15 protein-coding genes and 5 tRNA genes are annotated in these 18350 nt (G+C 62.2%); all 20 read right to left on the minus strand.

All coding sequences use genetic code 11. The features are described 5' to 3' along the window. Positions 1 to 74 precede the first annotated feature (74 nt). The 20 genes from rplL to RBR25_RS09890 all read right to left on the minus strand — a co-directional run bounded on the left by rplL (position 75) and on the right by RBR25_RS09890 (position 18341). Complete coding sequence (rplL, locus tag RBR25_RS09795; RefSeq protein ID WP_432819372.1) at positions 75 to 458, minus strand: 50S ribosomal protein L7/L12; 384 nt, start codon at positions 456 to 458, stop codon at positions 75 to 77. 41 nt (positions 459 to 499) lie between these two features. Further along, complete coding sequence (gene rplJ, locus RBR25_RS09800) at positions 500 to 1018, minus strand: 50S ribosomal protein L10 (protein WP_432819373.1); 519 nt, start codon at positions 1016 to 1018, stop codon at positions 500 to 502. 235 nt (positions 1019 to 1253) lie between these two features. Further along, on the minus strand, positions 1254 to 1955 hold the full coding sequence (gene rplA / locus RBR25_RS09805) for a 50S ribosomal protein L1 (RefSeq protein WP_432819374.1): 702 nt from the start codon (positions 1953 to 1955) through the stop codon (positions 1254 to 1256). 27 nt (positions 1956 to 1982) lie between these two features. Next, a complete protein-coding gene (rplK, locus tag RBR25_RS09810; RefSeq protein WP_092054175.1) occupies positions 1983 to 2405 on the minus strand; it encodes a 50S ribosomal protein L11 in 423 nt (140 codons plus the stop codon). Between the two features lie 35 nt (positions 2406 to 2440). Then, positions 2441 to 2974, minus strand: coding sequence for a transcription termination/antitermination protein NusG (nusG, locus tag RBR25_RS09815; protein WP_432819375.1), 534 nt, complete (start codon positions 2972 to 2974; stop codon positions 2441 to 2443). 20 nt (positions 2975 to 2994) lie between these two features. Beyond that, entirely contained in the window at positions 2995 to 3180 is a 186-nt protein-coding gene (gene secE, locus RBR25_RS09820) for a preprotein translocase subunit SecE (RefSeq protein ID WP_432819376.1), read from the minus strand. Between the two features lie 40 nt (positions 3181 to 3220). Further along, positions 3221 to 3297 (minus strand) — tRNA-Trp (locus RBR25_RS09825). Between the two features lie 38 nt (positions 3298 to 3335). Further along, a complete protein-coding gene (rpmG, locus tag RBR25_RS09830) occupies positions 3336 to 3485 on the minus strand; it encodes a 50S ribosomal protein L33 (RefSeq protein ID WP_092054182.1) in 150 nt (49 codons plus the stop codon). Between the two features lie 54 nt (positions 3486 to 3539). After that, positions 3540 to 4730, minus strand: a complete 1191-nt coding sequence (gene tuf / locus RBR25_RS09835) for an elongation factor Tu (RefSeq protein WP_432819366.1) — start codon at positions 4728 to 4730, stop codon at positions 3540 to 3542. Between the two features lie 116 nt (positions 4731 to 4846). Continuing rightward, positions 4847 to 4921, minus strand: a tRNA-Thr gene (locus RBR25_RS09840). Positions 4922 to 4961: 40 nt separating this feature from the next. Further along, positions 4962 to 5038, minus strand: a tRNA-Gly gene (locus RBR25_RS09845). A gap of 118 nt (positions 5039 to 5156) precedes the next feature. Further along, positions 5157 to 5241, minus strand: a tRNA-Tyr gene (locus tag RBR25_RS09850). 46 nt (positions 5242 to 5287) lie between these two features. Beyond that, positions 5288 to 5363: transfer RNA gene (locus RBR25_RS09855), tRNA-Thr, on the minus strand. Positions 5364 to 5492: 129 nt separating this feature from the next. Next, on the minus strand, positions 5493 to 6239 hold the full coding sequence (rlmB, locus tag RBR25_RS09860; RefSeq protein ID WP_432819377.1) for a 23S rRNA (guanosine(2251)-2'-O)-methyltransferase RlmB: 747 nt from the start codon (positions 6237 to 6239) through the stop codon (positions 5493 to 5495). Next, positions 6236 to 6973 carry an orotidine-5'-phosphate decarboxylase gene (gene pyrF / locus RBR25_RS09865; protein WP_432819378.1) on the minus strand — a complete coding sequence of 246 codons (738 nt, stop codon included), beginning with the start codon at positions 6971 to 6973 and terminating at the stop codon, positions 6236 to 6238. The genes rlmB and pyrF overlap by 4 nt, the downstream gene beginning before the upstream one ends. Next, complete coding sequence (locus tag RBR25_RS09870; protein WP_432819379.1) at positions 6970 to 8199, minus strand: DUF4388 domain-containing protein; 1230 nt, start codon at positions 8197 to 8199, stop codon at positions 6970 to 6972. The genes pyrF and RBR25_RS09870 overlap by 4 nt, the downstream gene beginning before the upstream one ends. A 19-nt stretch (positions 8200 to 8218) precedes the next feature. After that, positions 8219 to 9934: a proline--tRNA ligase gene (locus RBR25_RS09875; protein WP_432819380.1), complete on the minus strand. Its 1716-nt coding sequence runs from the start codon at positions 9932 to 9934 to the stop codon at positions 8219 to 8221. A 273-nt stretch (positions 9935 to 10207) separates the two neighbouring features. Further along, on the minus strand, positions 10208 to 12862 hold the full coding sequence (locus RBR25_RS09880) for a DEAD/DEAH box helicase (protein WP_432819381.1): 2655 nt from the start codon (positions 12860 to 12862) through the stop codon (positions 10208 to 10210). A gap of 28 nt (positions 12863 to 12890) precedes the next feature. Further along, on the minus strand, positions 12891 to 14150 hold the full coding sequence (locus RBR25_RS09885) for a TIGR02679 family protein (protein WP_432819382.1): 1260 nt from the start codon (positions 14148 to 14150) through the stop codon (positions 12891 to 12893). A 27-nt stretch (positions 14151 to 14177) separates the two neighbouring features. Further along, positions 14178 to 18341 (minus strand): TIGR02680 family protein, encoded by a 4164-nt coding sequence (locus RBR25_RS09890; RefSeq protein WP_432819383.1) that lies wholly within the window; start codon positions 18339 to 18341, stop codon positions 14178 to 14180. Positions 18342 to 18350 lie beyond the last annotated feature (9 nt).

Raw genomic sequence — 18350 nt, forward strand, 5'->3', positions numbered from 1 at the left:
TTAGGTAACGAAAGTAGAATAGCCAAGGCCGCGCGGGGCGACCTTGGCTAAGGGTGAAACTATCGTGCCGTCGCTTACTTGAGCTCCACAGTGGCGCCGGATTCTTCAAGCTGCTTCTTGAGTTCCTCGGCTTCAGCCTTGGAAACGCCTTCCTTGACGGTCTTCGGAGCACCGTCGACGAGGTCCTTGGCTTCCTTGAGGCCCAGGCCGGTAGCAGCGCGAACGACCTTGATGACGTTGATCTTCTTGTCGCCGGCGCTGGTGAGCACTACGTCAAACTCGTCCTTTTCCTCGACGGCGGGAGCAGCCGCACCGCCAGCGGGAGCCGCGGCAACGGCAACGGGAGCGGCGGCGGAGACGCCGAATTTTTCTTCCAGTTCCTTGACCAGTTCGGCCAGTTCCAGAACGGTCATTTTTTCGATAAACTCAATAACTTGCTCTTTGGTGATATCAGCCATGGACGGTCTCCTTCATACGGTATAGATAGAAAAAACTTGGTTTAAGCAGCTTTTTTGTCCTGGATCGCGGCCAGAACCTGGACCAGGGAGCGGGGAATCGCGGCCAGCACACCGACAAAATTGCTCGCCGGAGCATTGAGCGAACCCAGCATTTTCGCCAGCAACACTTCACGACTCGGCAGTTCGGCCAGAGCCTTGATCTCATCAACGCTCAGAAGCTTACCGTCAAGAGCGCCAGCTTTCAGTTCGAACTTGGGATTGGCTTTAGCGAATTCGGTGAGTACCTTAGCCGGGGCAACCGGGTCGCCTACGGCAATGGCAATCGCGGTGGGGCCTGCCAGATGGTCGTTCAAGCATTCCGCGCCGGTTCCCTTGGCAGCGAGCTTGAGCAGGGTATTCTTGGCAACCTGGTAGTCGACACCGGCGCCGCGCAGTTCACCCCGCAGCTTATTGACCTGCTCCACGTTCAATCCGCGATAATCCGCGAGGAACGAGGCCTTGGCGGAAGCCAGCTTTTGCGCCAATTCGGCGACAACCTGTTCTTTACCTGACTTGTTCAACGTCTCTCCTCCTTTCTGTTTGATCTGGGGATGCGGTCATCCCGAGCCCCTGTCAGAGGTGTAATGAAGAGACGGAAACTACCGTCGCCCCCTACGAACAGCCTCGGCAGGCGGAAAATTCCATTAAATCCTCGGCGAGGATGCCTGCTGTCTTTGACTAGGAGCGGTACTTGATACGAAGTACAACGGCCCGCGATAACGCGAGCCGCTTACCGGGCGGCCGAACGGCCAACCTTTATTTGATCAGCGCCTGCAGAGCCGGAACGTCGATAATGACACCCGGACCCATGGTGCTGGAAATACACACCTTCTTGAGGTAGGAACCCTTCGCGGTCGAAGGCTTGGCTTTAACCAGAGCATCCACCAGAGAAAGAATATTCTCCTGAAGTTTCTGCGGATCAAAGGAGACCTTGCCCACCGGAGCGTGAACAATACCGGCCTTTTCCACCCGGTATTCAATCTTGCCCGACTTTGCCTCGTTGACGGCGCGACCGATATCGAAAGTAACGGTACCGACCTTGGGGTTGGGCATCAGCCCGCGGGGTCCGAGAAGACGGCCGATCTTACCGACGGTGCCCATCATATCGGGAGTGGCGATGGCGGTATCGAATTCAAACCAGCCGCCCTGGATCTTGGCGACCAGGTCATCGGCACCGACATGATCAGCCCCGGCAGCGCTGGCTTCCTGAGCCTTCTCGCCCTTGGCGAACACCAGAACACGAACGGTTTTTCCCAGCCCATTGGGGAGGACCACGGCGCCCCGCACCATCTGGTCCGCCTTGCGGGGATCAACGCCAAGACGCACGGAGACGTCGACCGTCTCGTCGAACTTGGCATAGGCAGAATCCTTGACCAGCGCGATCGCCTCGTCGATAGGATAAGCCGTGCGCCGATCGATTTTCGCCTTGGCTGCTTTGTGCTGTTTCCCTGTTTGCATCTTTGTATACTCCAGACTCTGCCGTGATTAGACGATTTCCAAACCCATGCTGCGCGCGGTGCCCTCGATGGTCTTGACCGCAGCCTCCACATCGAAAGCATTCAGGTCGGGCATCTTGAGCTTGGCGATCTCCAGAACCTGATCCCTAGTCACCTTGCCCACCTTGTTCTTGTTGGGCACGCCGGAACCTTTGGGAATCTTGGCGGCCTTCATCAAGAGGACGGCCGCCGGCGGAGTCTTGGTGATGAAGGTGAAGGAACGATCGGCATAAACCGTGATGACCACGGGAATGATCATTCCTTCTTCACTTTGGGTCCGCGCATTGAAAGCCTTGCAGAATTCCATGATATTGACCCCGTGCTGACCGAGCGCGGGACCAACCGGCGGCGAAGGATTGGCCTTGCCGGCGGGAATCTGCAGCTTTATTTGTCCAATAACCTTCTTGGCCATGAGCTACTCCTTAAATTTTATGTCCAAGACCAGATTTAACTGGTCTTCTCAACCTGGATAAATTCAAGCTCCACAGGAGTCACCCGGCCAAAGATACTGACCATGACCTTGAGCTTGGCCTTGTCCGGCTTAACGTCTTCCACCACTCCAGTGAAATTCAGGAACGGACCATCGACCACCCGAACCGTTTCGCCGACCTCAAACTCCACTTTAGGTTTGGGTCGTTCGGCCCCCTCTTCCATACGAGTCGTGATTTTAGCCACTTCCTCATCGGGAATCGCAGGCGGTGCCGTTCCGCCACCAACAAAACCGGTCACCTTGGGAGTGTCCTTAACCACATGCCAGGTTTCGTTGTCCAACTCCATCCGAACCAGAATATAACCTGGGAAAAACTTGCGGGACGATGTCCGCCGCTCACCGTTCTTGAGTTCAACAACGGTCTCGGAGGGAATCAGGATTTCGCCGAACTTCTCTTCGACACCGTACAACCGCACCCGCTCTTCGAGATTGAGCTTTACCTTGTTTTCAAAACCTGAATAGGTATGGACTCCATACCAGCGCATTGCCATAGTGACTACCTAGCCTCCCCTCAGCCCAGCAGAGTGCGGATCGACGCCGACAAGGCGGTGTCCACCAGCCACAGGAAGACCGCTACAACCATTACGAGAACAATGACGACCAGGGTTGATGCATAGGTATCCTTCCTGGTCGGCCAGGTTACCTTTGCCAGCTCGCCCTTGACATTGGCGAGAAACTCCGTCGTTTTCCCGATCACTATCTAAACCCCTTTGGGAGGATTATTCTCAGATTTTAAATGGCAGGCCAGGAGGGACTCGAACCCCCAACACCCGGTTTTGGAGACCGGTGCTCTAGCCATTAGAGCTACTGGCCTGCATGCGAAAATCCTTAACGCCGGCGCGTCGCGCCAGCCTACTTGGTTTCCCGGTGCGGCGTGTGCTTCCTGCAAAACCGGCAGTACTTACTGAACTCCAGCTTATCGGGAGTGTTTTTCTTGTTCTTGGTCGTAGTGTAATTACGTTGCTTGCACTCGGTGCAAGCCAGGGTAACGATATCCCGCATGTCAATTCCTCATTCCCCCTCCCCGCGGGGAGGGGGAAGTATCTAAGTTGGAAATTAAGCGATGATCTCGCTGACAACACCGGCGCCGACGGTACGGCCGCCTTCGCGAATGGCGAAACGGAGTTCCTTGTCCATGGCAATCGGAGTGATTAGCTCGACGGTCATGGCGATGTTGTCGCCAGGCATGACCATTTCTACGCCCTCGGGCAACTCCACGATCCCGGTCACGTCCGTCGTCCGGAAATAGAACTGGGGACGGTAGCCTTTGAAAAACGGGGTGTGACGCCCGCCTTCTTCCTTGGTCAGGATGTAGGCTTCGGCCTTGAACTTGGTGTGCGGGGTGATGCTTCCGGGCTTGGCCAAAACCTGGCCGCGCTCGATATCTTCGCGCTTGATCCCGCGCAACAGGATCCCGACGTTGTCGCCGGCCTGACCCTGATCGAGCAGCTTGCGGAACATCTCGACGCCGGTGACGACGCTTTTCTGGGTCGCCTTCATCCCGACGATCTCGACCTCTTCCTGGACCTTGATCACGCCCCGCTCGACCCGGCCAGTGGCGACGGTGCCGCGTCCGGAGATGGAGAAGACGTCTTCGACCGGCATCAGGAAGGGTTTGTCAATGGCACGCTCGGGCTCGGGGATGTAGCTGTCGACGGCGGCCATCAGCTCGAGAACCTTGTTCTTGCCGATTTCGTCGTCACGCCCTTCGAGGGCGGCCAAGGCGCTGCCGGCAATGATCGGGATGTCGTCGCCGGGGAAGTCGTAGGAGGAGAGCAGCTCGCGCAGCTCCAGCTCGACCAGTTCCATCAGCTCGGCGTCGTCGACCATGTCGGCCTTGTTGAGGAAAACGACCATGGCGGGCACCCCGACCTGACGGGCAAGCAGGATGTGCTCACGGGTCTGCGGCATGGGGCCGTCGGCGGCCGAACAGACCAGGATCGCGCCGTCCATCTGCGCCGCACCGGTGATCATGTTCTTGACGTAGTCGGCGTGGCCCGGGCAGTCAACATGGGCATAGTGACGCTTGGCGGTCTCGTATTCGACGTGGGAGGTGGCGATGGTGATGCCGCGCTCGCGCTCCTCGGGAGCGTTGTCGATCTGGTCGAAGCCCTTGAACTCGGCGCCGCCCTGCTCGGCCAGAACCTTGGTGATGGCGGCGGTCAGAGTGGTCTTGCCATGGTCGACGTGACCGATGGTCCCGATGTTGACATGGGGCTTGGTTCTTTCAAATTTGGCTTTGGACATTACATCAACCTCCCTTTTTGTGAATTCCTAGCGCTTGAGGCGCGGCCGCCAGAAACAGATCTTTACCGGGGCCTAGTTGTCTGGATACAAACAGAAAAACTCCACAACGGAGCAGATGGAGCCCACAATCGGATTTGAACCGATGACCTCTCCCTTACCAAGGGAGTGCTCTACCTCTGAGCTATGTGGGCCTGAACCAACCGCCGCCGTCCATGGAGAGACAGGCTTAAATGGAGCGGGAAACGGGACTCGAACCCGCGACCCTCAGCTTGGAAGGCTGATGCTCTAGCCAACTGAGCTACTCCCGCCCAAAACCTGACTGCCTATGTACAGCTCTGTGGGCTCACCACCGGCGCCGGTCCCAGTTCAATCGGCCAAGCCTCCTGGGTACCGCGACTCCGGGGGATGTCCCGGCAAGTAAATAAATGGTGGAGGGGGGAGGATTCGAACCTCCGAAGTCGTCGACGGCAGATTTACAGTCTGCTCCCTTTGGCCGCTCGGGAACCCCTCCAGGGGAACACTTCTGAATTGTCCGGGGCAAAGCCCCTCTTGCTCAATGGAGCTGGCGACAGGAATTGAACCCGCAACCTGCTGATTACAAGTCAGCTGCTCTACCTATTGAGCTACGCCAGCACAGGGGCGCATTTTTACAACAGCGAAAAACAAAATGCAAGCCCTTTTTTATCTTTTTTCAGCGGCTGACGAAGCCGGATTTATAGTTGATCCGATCGGATTTGTCAACCGCTAAATGCAAACCAAACCCTACAGGGCCGTCAAGCGACGGCGGACCACCTCAAAAAGAGCGACCCCCGCCGCCACCGAGGCATTCAGGGAGGAAAGAGCGCCGCGCATGGGGATACTCAGCAGACCGTCGCAATGGCGGCGCACATTGGGGCGCAGGCCGCTCCCCTCCCCCCCCAGCACCAGCGCCAAGTCACCGGCCAGTTCGGCGCTGAACAGCGGCTGGGCACCCTCTTCGCCGGCCAGCCCGAATACCCAGCATCCCGACGCTTTCAGCTCTTCGAGGGTACGAGCGATATTAGTGACCTGGCAGAGAGGCAAATGAGCCAGGGCTCCGGCCGCCGCCCGGTCGACCACCGGTGTGATGGAGCAGGCCCGGTCCCTGGCGGTGATGACCCCATGGCAACCGGCAGCCTCGGCGCTGCGCAACACGGCACCGAAGTTGTGGGGGTCGGTCAGCCCATCGAGGACAAGGAAAAAGGCCTTTTCCCCAGAATCCCGCCAGCGGTTGAGAAGATCTTCCAGTTCGACGTAGGCGAAGGGTTCGATGCTCAGCACCAGACCCTGGTGATGGCCGTGTCCGGCCATCCGATCGAGATCCTTGCGCTCTCGGCGCCGCACCGGCACTTGGCGGCGCCCGGCCTCGGCCAGCACCTCATCGATCCGAGGGGAACGGGCATCGCGGGCGACAAAAAGCTCCAAGGGCTTGCGCCGCTCCCCGGCCAGAGCTTCACGTACCGGATTCACCCCATAGACAACGTCGTTCATGAACGGCCGCGCAACGCCTCTTCGATCTCGGCGAGAATGAGTTCAGCGGCCTCCACCGGATCGGCGGCTGCCGAGATCGGCCGGCCGATCACCAGATAGTCGGCGCCGGCGGTGATCGCGTCACCGGGCGTGGTCACCCGCTTCTGATCGTCCAGCGAGGCGAATGCCGGACGGACCCCAGGAGTGACGATGACGAACTCCGGTCCGCAAGCCGCGCGGATCAAGCCGACCTCCTGGGGGGAGGCGACCACCCCGTCCATCCCCGCCGCCTTCGCCAGATGCGCCAAGCGCGGCACCATCTCACGCACCGGCCGGTCAATCCCCACCGCCCGCAGGGTTTCTTCAGTGGAGGAGGTAAGGATCGTCACCGCCAGCAGCAGCGGACGTTCGGCCTCCCCCCGGGGGCAGAAGGCATCGGCCTTGGCTACCGTTTCGCGCATCATCTCCGGCCCGCCCAGGGCGTGGACATTGAACATCCGCACTCCGAGGCGGCAGGCCTCGACCCCGGCCATGGCCGCGGTATTGGAAATATCGTGATATTTGAGGTCGAGGAAGACCTCGCCCCCCTCCCCGCGGATCATGCGCACGACATCCGGCCCACAGCGGGTGAAGAGCTGCTTGCCGACCTTGAAAACCCCAACCTTGTCATGAAGCAGCTTGACCCATTTTTCCGCCTCCTCGAAACAATCCACGTCGAGGGCGAAAATCAGCCGCTTTTTTGCCTCACTCCTCATTCTTTCCTCCCGATAAATGATTTGACCCGTTGCGTGACCTCGCGCACCCGTTGGATCAATTCTCCCGACTCGGCTTCCGGCAGTTCCCGCCGCGCAACGCCGCAGGCCATATAGATCAGTTCGCTCAGGGCCTCGGCCAGCAACCGCTGCTTATCCCCTTCTTCAAGACCGGCAAGATTGGCGAGAATGCGTCCGCCGTCGACGGCGCCATCGTCACACAATGAGACATCCCGGAAGACGAAGGAAAAGGGCTGCGGCAAATCGCCCATAAAGGCGCGAACTTCGCCGAGAAAAGCGGGATACCTGGTCAGAACCCGACGACTGATGGCGGTCAGGGCGCCGTTGAAGATACTCAGCAAATCGCCGAGATCCCCGTCCAGAGGGAGGGCCGGGGGTTCCTCCATGACGATCAGGCCCTTTTCGATGAGTTGATAAAGCAAACGCAGACCCTCGAACTCTCCGCCGCCGGCCTTGCGCAGCAGTTCCCGCACCGGATAACGCCCCTGGGCGATCAATTCCAGCATCCGTTCGGCAGCCGGCGGCAGACCGGCCAGGGTCTTGCCGGTTCTGACCGGCAGGTTCCGGTCGGAGCCGATGCGGCGTATGAAGAGTGCCCGCTCGTCAAAACGCCGCAGCCCTTCCATGATCAGATTCTGGGTGCTCATGGAAAGGCGCACCCGCTCATCGAACTCGGGAGGGCGAGCGACGAAAAAAAAACTCCCCCGATGCAGGGAGAAGAGACTGTAGACGATGGATTCGGCCCGGTAGCGAACCGCCTGCCAGAGATCCTTGGCCGCCACCAGCCCCTTATCGACGAGCAACTGCCCCGTCGGCGGCGCATCCCCCGCCAGGACCCGCGCCCGATGCAGAGCGGAACGGTCGAGCTTGCCGAGAGCGCAAAGCAGCTCCTCCAGCTGTTCCTCGGGCAGGGAACTGGAAGCGGCGACGATCTCCCCCTGCAGAAAAGAGAGCTCCTTAACCCCGGCGGGGGAATAGAAAGTCAGCACCCCGGTCTTGCGGAACATGTTGAAGAAGGAGAGCAGATCGGCGATGGAGAGATCCCCCAGTTCGCCGGCCAGAACCAGGGACTCTCCCTCGCGGCGGCTGGTCAAAAAGAGATGCCGGGGGGAAAACGAGGAAAGCTCCAGGGTCCGCTGCCCCAATTCTCTGACCACGGGATGGGGCAGACTCAAGCGGCCGCCGCTGTCGATGATCATCTTCGCCATGAAGCCTCGCGTATCCGCTTCAGCCCGCCAGGGCGTCGCGCACCCGTTTCGCCACCGCCTCGGCGACCTTTACCAAGGGAATCATCTCCCGGGCGCCGCTCCGCCGCTCCTGAACTTCGAGCGCCCCGTCCTTGAGCCCCCGGGCGCCAACCGTCACCCGTAGCGGAATGCCGAGCAGGTCGGCATCCTTGAATTTGCTGCCGGGGCGCTCGTCGCGATCGTCGAGCAAAACCTCGATCCCCAACCCCAGCAGATCGGCATAGAGCTTTTCGGCGGCCGCGCTGACCTCGGCATCATTGGGATTGACCATGGTGACGATAACTTGGAAGGGGGCGATAGGCATCGGGAAGATGATGCCGTTTTCATCGTTGTTCTGCTCGATGGCTGCCGCCACCGTGCGCCCCACGCCAATGCCGTAGCAGCCCATGAAGGTCACCTGTTCCTGCCCCTGGGCATCGAGAAAGGTGGCGCCGAGCGCCTGCGAATATTTGGTGCCGAGCTTGAAAACGTGGCCGACTTCAATCCCCCGCCAGACTTCGAGTTTTCCGGCGCAGCGCGGGCAGAGATCGCCGGCCACCGCCTCACGCAGATCGGCAAAGGCTTCGACGGTAAAATCCCGGCCCCAGGCAACACCGGTGTAATGGGCATCGACCTCATTGGCCCCTGTCACGGCATCGGTCATAGCACGCACCTCGAAGTCGGCGAGAATCCGCCCTTTAAGCCCCATCGGCCCGGCGAAACCGCTCGGCGCCCCGGTCACGCGGCGCACCGTTTCCTCATCGGCCAGTTCCACCTCGTTGCAGCCGAGCAGGCGGCAGAGCTTGATGTCGTTCAGCTCGCGGTCGCCGCGCAGCAGCACCGTCACCGTCTCACCGCCGTCGGTACGCAGGATCAGGGTCTTGATCAGCCGCACCGGCTCCACCTTGAGAAACGCGGCAACTTCCTCGATCGTTCGCTGTCCCGGCGTCGCCACTTTGGTCAACGCCTCGGTCGGCGCCAGCGCCACGACACCGGCATCACGCAGTTCCGCCTTCTCGACGTTGGCGGCATATTCGCAGCTGTCGCAAGAGACGATAGCGTCCTCCCCGGAATCGGCCAGCACCATGAATTCGTGGGAGGAACTACCGCCGATGTTGCCGGTGTCGGCCTCGACAGCACGGAAACGCAAACCGCAACGCTCGAAGATGCGCCGGTAGGCCTGATACATCTTGTCGTAGGCGACGTCGGCCCCGGCCTCGTCCACGTCGAAGGAGTAAGCATCCTTCATGATGAACTCACGGCCGCGCATGAGACCGAAACGGGGACGGATCTCGTCGCGGAACTTGGACTGGATCTGATAGAGATTGAGCGGCAGTTGCCGGTAGGAGCGAACCTCGCGACGAACGATGTCGGTGACGACCTCCTCGTGCGTCGGTCCGAGGCAGAAATCGGCGTCCTTGCGATCCTTGAGGCGCAAAAGCTCCTTGCCGTACTGCTCCCAGCGGGTCGATTCCTGCCAGAGCTCGGCGGGAACCACCATCGGCATCAGCAGCTCGATCGCCCCGGCCCGGTTCATTTCCTCGCGGACGATCTGCTCAACCTTGCGGATCGAGCGCAAGCCTAGGGGCAGATAGTTGTAGATACCGGCGGCAAGTTTGCGGATCATGCCCGCCCGCATCATCAGCTGATGGCTGACCACCTCGGCATCGGCCGGGGTCTCTTTCAGGGTATTGAGGAGATATTGGGAATAGCGCATGGACGGCACCTCGATCCGGTCAACGGAAGCTTAAACAGCACGAAAAAAACTGGCGGGAACGCCGAGAGAGGGTGAAAACTAGCGTATTTTCACGGCGATTGCAAGCGCAATGAAGGACGGTCGGTCCCCGGCGCTGGGCGCTTTTGAGCCGCCGGAGCGGTTCGATTTCGCCCCTTTTAAGAAATTGATCCCGGAGCGGCGAGCAGAAAGAATTTCCGGATTCGCCCTAACATTCCCATCCTTCCCGAGGGCAGATGAGCAAAGGGAAAAACATCATCCGCCGACCCCCGGCAACCTGAACTTCATCGTCACCTCCCCGGTTGCGGGATCGACCGAAATCGCCCCCGCTTCGGCCTGCAGGGCCTGCCCCGTCGCCATCTGCATTAGGCTGGAGAGAAACGTCATCCCCTGATTCATGACCTGGGCCAACTGCTCCGGCGAAGCGCCACGAGAGCTTTGCCCGGCAATCGTTCTCGGTTCGGCGGCCACAGTCGCGGCGGCCGGTTGGATCACCGGCCTTTCCGTTTCGACCGGTTCCGCGCAGGGATCGCCAGAAGCGGCGGCTAATTCCGCCACGGTTTCTTCCTCGACGTCTGTTGGAAGGGGGTGAACGAACTGATCCACGGCCGCTTCCAGTTGTTCCAGAAACTGGGGACGCCCCCGGTCGGCGAAATCGACGTTGTCGAGAGTACTCCCGGGGCTCAGCACCCCCTCGAAAAGATCCTGCTTGAGCAGCAACCCCTCGGCAATGCGGCTTTCGATGGAGTCACGGGCGATCAGGTTGATGACCGTCAACTGGTCGCTCCGCTGACCGAGACGGTCGATGCGACCGATGCGCTGATTCTTCTTGGCCGGGTTCCAGGGAAGCTCGAAGTTGATCACCGTATCGGCGACCTGCAGGTTGAGACCGGCACCGCCGGCTTCGGTGGAAAGGAAGACCCGACATTTCGGATTCTCCTCGAACTCGCGGATCAACGCCGCCCGTTTGGGCACCGGTACCTTGCCGGAGAGCTCCACATAGCCAAGATTGTTCTCACGCAGCATGCGGCCGATGAGCTGGTTCATCCGCACCCACTCGGAAAAGATCACGATCTTGCGCGGCGAGCGCCTCAGGTCGAGTTGATCGAGAAGGATGTGGCGCAACTGGTCGAGCTTGGGGGAATAATGGATTTCCTCCTCCGGCTCGACCAGAAAGGTCGAATCGCAAACCATGCGCATCTTCGCCAGCAGCAGCTGCAACTTCTGCAGGTCGAAGGGAGTCATGAACTTCTTGCGCAGGATCTGAGCCACGCCGTTGGCATAACTCGCATGATGGTCGATCTGGCGCGGATGCAGCGCCACCGGGACATCGTGGTGGATGATATGGGGAAGCTGGCGGATAACATCCTTCTTCTCCCGGCGGATCAGAATCGGCTGCAGACGCTCCTTCAGGCTTTGCAGGTTGTAATAACCGGTTATCTTGTTCTTCTGCCGGGGGTCGAAGCAGCAGTGCTGATAGGAAAATTCCCAGAGCGGAGAGAGCAGCTTCGGGTCGAGAAAATCGACGATGGAGTAGAGATCGACCAAGCGGTTCTCGATCGGTGTACCGGTGATGACCAGAGCATGTTTTCTGGGGATCTGCTTGACCACGCCGGCGGTCTGGGTTTCGTAATTCTTGATCCGCTGGGCCTCGTCGAGAATGATGAAATCGGGAGCGTATTTCTGCAGCAGCGGCAGATCGCGCAACGTCGCCTCGTAGTTGCAGATCAGGAAATAGGCGTCGGACTCCCGGTAGAGCGCGGCCCGCTCCTCCGGCGCGCCCTGCACCACTACCGCCTTCTCTCCGCAGAACCGCTCGATTTCCTTTTGCCACTGATCCTTGAGCGAGGCGGGGCAGACGATCAAGGTGCGCGCGAACCCGAACAGATCCTTTTTCAGCACCGCCGTGGCAATGGCCTGCAGGGTTTTGCCCAGGCCCATCTCATCGGCAATGATCGCCCCCTTGCGATAGAGAGCGAACTCGATTCCCTCCTTCTGGTAGGGGAAGAGATCGGCCCTGACTAGGGCATAATCGGGCCGGTGTTTTTCCCGGATCTCCGCCAGCAGGCGTGCCTCGAAAAACTCCTCCATCGCCTCTAACACCTCGGGCCGGATGAGGATCTCCTTCAGTTCCCGGGCAGCTTCGATAAAAGCGAGAAAATCCGGCGTTTTGTCGCCGGCAAGAGTCCGGTCGGCGGCAAAAAACTCAGCGATCAGCGGCGCCGCGGCGGCGGGCAGTTCATGGGGATAAAACCAGGCGATCCGATTCTCCCGGTGGGGATCGAGAAAGATTTCGACAAAGGGATATTCCTGCCCGGCGACCGGCGGTCCACCGCCCTTCTTGAAGCGGTCGAAAGCATGCATCAGATGCTTGCAGGTACCCAGCTTGTTGGTGCGGTAGTCGGGACAGGAGCAGTATCCCTGCTCCGACTCGATGTCGCGAAAGGTCAGTTTATAGAGACGCGCTTTCTCGGTGAGCAGTTCGTGCTCGCCGTAGGGGTTGTCGGCGAAGTCGATGCGGTATTCGGCCTGCTCCGCCTTCTCCCGCCGTTCGTCGAGCACCCGTTTGATCATCCCTTCGCGGGTATAGGTCTGACCCGAACCCGCTTCGGGTAGCTCCTCCCGCGCCAGAAAATCGGTGAGTTCCAAGAGCCCGGCCACGGTGTGATGACACTCGGCCTCGGCGGCGCGACAGTTGCACCGGGTGACGACGCCGTCGGCAGTCAGCTCGACGACCAGGTCGAAATCCTTGAACTCATCGTCGATGGCGATATGAAAATGATCCCGGGCGCAGGTCAGCATTTGGCAGTGGCCGTTGACGTAAAGGGCATGGGCCTTGCGCAGAACCAGAGGCGTGACGGCGGGATGAGCCTTAACGGCGGCGAGGTGGCTCTTGATCAGATCAAGCATGCAGGACTCCGGAAAAAAGGCAAAATGTTCAAGGTTCGGGAACGTCGCCCCGCTTGAGATCCGCCAGCAGCAGATCGAGCAAATGTTCCTCTTCGACGGCTTTGCCGGCGGCGTTCATCGCCGCGGCCAGCGCCGGCTCCCAGCTGGCAGCAACGGGATTGCCGATCAGCAATTTGCCGGAGCGGCCGACGCTCCCCAGATAGGTGGCGCAATCGAACCGCCAGGGGCGCACCGGCAGATGCTCCATGAGGCCGTTGGCGATGGTCAGTCCGGCCCAGTCGAAATCGCCATGATAGACAAGCCCGGCACCGGCGGCAACCAGTTGACGCAGCAACATCATGACGGCCGCGTTGCGTTGGCCGTTGCAGCAAACCAGCGGCGGGCAGGCTGTTCCCAGTTCCTCGGCAGCCTCGAAGACCACGCTGGGGTTTTCGCAGACGAACACGGTCTTGCCCGCGCCGGCGAAGACCGGGGGCTCGCGCAGCAGCTGCCGCAGGGTCAACCAGACCGGCTCGGCGCTCGCGGCGAACAGGGCGAGGGCGCGGCCAGTGGTCCCTTCGCCGAGAACCGGCAGGTTCAACACCAGCACCGTGTTGGAAAGGCCACCGCCCACCAGCACCCCGGCGGCCGCCCAGGTTTCCCGAACCCCCTCCGGCGTCCGCTCCTCGGACAGCTGCCCACCGGTGAGGATGCCCCGCAGTACCAAAGTCGCCACCGGTCGACCCGGATCGAGACCGTGGGCATCGCCGAGAGTGGCGGCGGCCAGGCACCCGAGGGAAATTCCCCGGGCGGGAAGTTCGCGCAGAATCGCCGTCGCCTGCCGCAACAACTCCGCCCCCCGCAGGGGATCGCCCCCGGCCAGGCGCTTGAGCAGGCCGTCTTGCCGCAACCGCGCCAGCCACTCCGCCGCCCCCGGGTCGGCGAGGGTTTCGCCCGCTTCGCGAAAAACGGCCTGCCAGGCGGCCAAGGATTCCTCCCGCTCGGCCCGCCGATCACGCAGGGGACCACGCAGGATGGCCACGGCGCTGCGCAGATCGGGCGCCGCGCCGGATTGCCGCAGCACCTGTTCCAGGTCCGGCAGGGGAATCCGGAGAGAGCGCCCCCGGCCGACGGGACGACCGAGGAGGGTTTCCACCGCCCGGCGTTCCTCCTCCGCAACCCCGGCCAGCAGGATCGCCGTCCCCGTTTCGCCACCCAGCTCAAAGTGCCGCTGCAGGCGATCGAGAAGCCGCTCCAACTCGGGACGGCCGAGAAGTCGCCGCAATTTTTCGCTATCGCCGGATCCCATTGATCCCCCTCCGCGAAAAACCGTCCATCAGAACAGACTCCCCGTCCCGCTCACATTCGAATCGGAAGTTTCGGCGGCGGGAGCCTGCATGGGAGGTAGCAGGTCGGCGGCGCGCTCGCGGCGACGGCCGTCCCACTGCCAGCGAGAAAGATGGACCGCATCGATCCCCTCCCGCCGGGTAAGCTGCAGAATGGAGAGGCCCGGCACCTCGGGATAGCAGCCCCATTCGCGCTCGCTGGTCATGATAAAGTCGAGATCGAACTGGGTCAGCAGACCCATGCACTTGGCCCGTGAGTCGTCGTCGACCCCGGCGAAGGCTTCATCGAGGAGGACCAGGCGGGGCGCGGACGGCGCGGCGCTGCCGTAGTGGGCGGAGGCGGCGGCGAAGAGAGGGATGGTAACCGCCAGAACCCGCTCCCCTCCCGAGGCCGGTCCGCTCGCCGAGCGCCACTGGCCGTCCTGCCAGCGCTCGACGGTGAAACGGTGCCAGCGCCGGTAATCGAGGGCGCGCTCCAGGTGCGCGAGCAGAGTGCCCCCCTCGTCGGCGAGCCGGATCCGGTTGATGTGCTCCTGCAGGAAACGCCCGACCGCCTCTCGGTCCTCGGGCGACCAGGCGTCCACCACCTGCCGCAGCAGTCTCTTGCGGGCCTCGGCCAGACCGACGGGGGCATCGAGGGATTCACCGTCGGCCAGGGGTTTCCACTGGAAGCGCAGCTTCATGCCGGTGCTGGTGGGGCGAGCTTCCAGCTCGGCGTTCATCCGTCCCAACTGCTCCATGGCATCGCGGATGAGGGTATGCAGGTGGCTGGCGACTTCGCTGATGAGGTGGTTTTCCAGCAGCTCCCGCTCCCGTTCATTGAGCAACCGCCGTCGTTCCTCCAACTCGCTCCCGAGTCCTTCGGCGAGAGCATCGGGGGCTAAACGCCGCCCCTGGAAAACGATGGTGACGACGAACCCCTGGTCGGTCAACTCCCCCGCCGCCTCATGCCCATAGCGGGAGAGGGTGCCCTGCAACCGGGACAACTGTTCCTGGATGCCGCGCTGAAAACGGCTCCAAGCCGCCTCGTCGTCCTCGACTTCCTCCAGCAGCTGCTCCACGCGCCGGGCCAGGCGCAGGGCCGGATCGATCGACCAGTCCCCTTCCCGCCCGGGGAGTTCCAGTTCCGGCACGGCGGCGGCGAGCAGCCCGGCCTCGGCAAAGGCCTGGAAATGGCGCACCGCCACCCGGCGCTCGCCGTCGAGCCGCTCCAACACGGCGGTCAGCGTCTGCACCTGACTGGAGAACTCGCCCACTCGCACTGAAATCTCCTTCTCTTCCGCACGTGCCTTTTTTTCTTCCTGGCGGAGGATCTGGCCGCGAGCGGCGTTGGCGGCGAGCCGCCGCTCCAGTTCGGCCACCGACTCTCCCACTGTGGAACGCAGCGTTTCCAGGCGCACCTCGGCATCGCGGGCGGCCGTTTCGCTTTCCCGCACCCGCTGCATCGTCTCCTCTTCGCGCTCCCGGGCCAAGATCAGCTCTCGCCGGGCGGCATGCCCCTGGGCCAAGCTGCGCCGGTGGGAACGAAGTTCCGGCCAGAATCCTTTTAGCTGCTCGCGGTAATCCTGAAGAGCGGCGGCGACCCGGCTCAGTTCCTCCTCGTCGGTGGGCAGTTGCAGATCGGCGGCGGCCCGGTTGCGATTTGCCGCGACTTCATCCGCTTCCTCCCGACGGCGGTCCCGTTCCTTTTCGGCCTGGGTCAGCCGCTCCTGCTGGTCCGCCAGTTGCTTCCCGATCCAGACCAAACGCTGATGGGCCTCGCGCAGGGCGGTATCCACAGGCAGGGAACGGTGCTCCCGCTCCAGCCGTTGCCATCTTTCCTCGACACATTCCTGCCGCCGTTCCGCCTCGGCCAGCTCATTCCGGAAGACGGCGGCCTGGCAGGTCAGTTCTTCCAGACGCCGCCGACGGGCGGCTTCCCGCGCACCGGCACCAACATACTCCGCCTTCTCCTTGCGCCAGCATCCCTGCAGCGGCCCAAGGCGCCACTGCCCGTCCGCCGCGATCCAGCAGGGATGATCCCCCGGCCCCCAACCGATTCCGGCGAGGATGGCGGAAACGGTCTCGGTATGAACCAGGGCGGCGCGGGGATCATCGCGGTCCACGGCGGGCAGAAGGACCTCGACCAGGGAGGGGGAAACCGGCGCGGCCGCCGTCAGGACCGCATCGAGCAGATCAGGCCCCAGGACCTTCCCCTCGGGGGTGATCCAGGCATCAAGCAGGCCGGAAGACTCCAGGGCAGCCTCGATGCCAGCGCGGGCTTCCGGGGCAAGCTCAGGAGAAAAATCGACCAGTTGCCACAAAGCGGCACCGGGGCGGTCGAGCCGCCCCAGCCCATCGCGGGCGGGCCAGAGGGGCGGTCGGGTCGTTTCTCCCCCTTCGAGGCGACGGATTTCGACCTCAACCTCCCGCAGCGCCGATTCCACCTCCTCCATCTCCGCTTGGGCCTTCTGCCGAGCTTCGGCGAGACGGTTGGCGGAATTGCGGAAGGCGCTTTCGACGGCAGAGAAGGCCGGGTTACTCCCGGCAAGGGTCCGGGTCCACTCCCGCAGTTCGGCCCCCACCGCTTCCTCCTCGTCCAGGCGCAACTCCCGCAAGTCAGCCAAGTACCGGAAGAACTCGCCGACCAAAGACTCCCCGGTTGTTCGCACATCAAAGTCGGCGGCAGCCTGCTCATCCCGCAGCCGCTCCCCCTCGGCGGCAATCGTCGCAAAAATGCGCTGAGCTTCGGCGAGCTTATCCCGCACCCGGTGCAGTTCCCGATGAAGGGTTTCCAGGTGCTCGATCCCCTCCCGTCGGCGACGGCAAAGATCCTCCGCCCGGCACCGGGCCTCGGCCAAGGGGGCGGCGTCATCCTCCGCATCCGGCGGGCCGTCGGGCAGAACCAGGGGGGCGACCAGGGCATCGTGCGCGGTACGGAAGCCGACGGCGGCGGCGAGGCGTTGCAAACAGGCGGCAGTTTCGTCGACTTCCCGGCGACCGGAGGCGATCTTTTCCTCCAGTTCTTCCAGCCGGGAAACCGCCCGGTCGGACAGTTCCCCGTCATGCCGGGCGGCCCGTCGAGCCTCGTCGGCCATTTCCGCCTTCTCAGCGGCCAGGCTTTCCGCCTGGCGCAGCGCTTCGGCGGAGCGCATCTCGGGGCTGTCCCGCAGGATGCGTTCCTCGACCTGGACGGCGGCGAGCCCCCGCTCGACCCCTTCGATCCCGGCTTCCAGTTCTCCGCGCCGCTTCTCGGCTTCCCGCAGACTCTCCCGAGCCGTGTTCAGTTCACCGCCGGTCTTTTCAAAACGGCTCTGCCCTTGGCGCACGTCCCGGGCCTTGCGCCGGGCAAGGATACGGGCATAACCGCGATAGTGGCGGCGGAATTCGTCCACCGCCCGACCGGCCTCGGCCAGCCCGGCCAACTCCTGCCGTTCGTCCTCCAGGTTGCGGAAAGCCTCGGCCACATCGGTCAACACGGTGCGGTCGAAGGGGGGCAGGGCCTCGGTCAGCGCCGCCGAGAGCGCCTTTTCATTGGGACGTTTGGAGAGCTGGGGCTGACGCAGCTGAATCAGCAGATCGACCAGCGCCCGGTAACGCTCCTCACCGAGTTGAAAAAGTTTTTCATCGACGGCGCGGCGGTAGCGTCCGGAGTTTTCGAACACCGCATGATCGCCGAGAACTTCCTCCAATCGTTCCCGATTGAGGGCAAATCCCCCTTCCCCCACCAGATAGAAATCGGTCCCCAACCGCAGGGGGGTGGTAAAAAACCAGGTCGTCGGCGCTCCCCGTCCGGCTACCGCCCGGAGGCCGCAGCCGATGGTGAAATACTCGGCTCCGCCGTCCTCGGTCAGGCGGCCGAATTCGAGCCAGGTATACCCGAGCCGCTCCGGATAGCGGCCGCCGAGCAGCAGGTTCCATTCCATGCGCTTGCCGGGGTCGCCGTCGGGTTCGACCCGGGCGGGAGAGGTCTGGCCGTCGAAAAGAAAGGGGAGACAGAGGGCGAGAACCTTCGATTTTCCGGTACCGTTGTTGCCGCGCAGCAACAGACGTCCGTCCCGGAAACGGAACTCCTCCTGGTCATAGAAGAACAGGTCGGTGAGTCCGGCCCGCAAGGGCTGCCAGCGTTTTCGGGAAGGACGGGGAAGATGAAGCGGGATGTCGGTAGTCTGCATGTATGACGC

Source organism: Trichloromonas sp., from assembly GCF_034006665.1.
Classification (GTDB): Bacteria; Desulfobacterota; Desulfuromonadia; order Desulfuromonadales; family Trichloromonadaceae; genus Trichloromonas.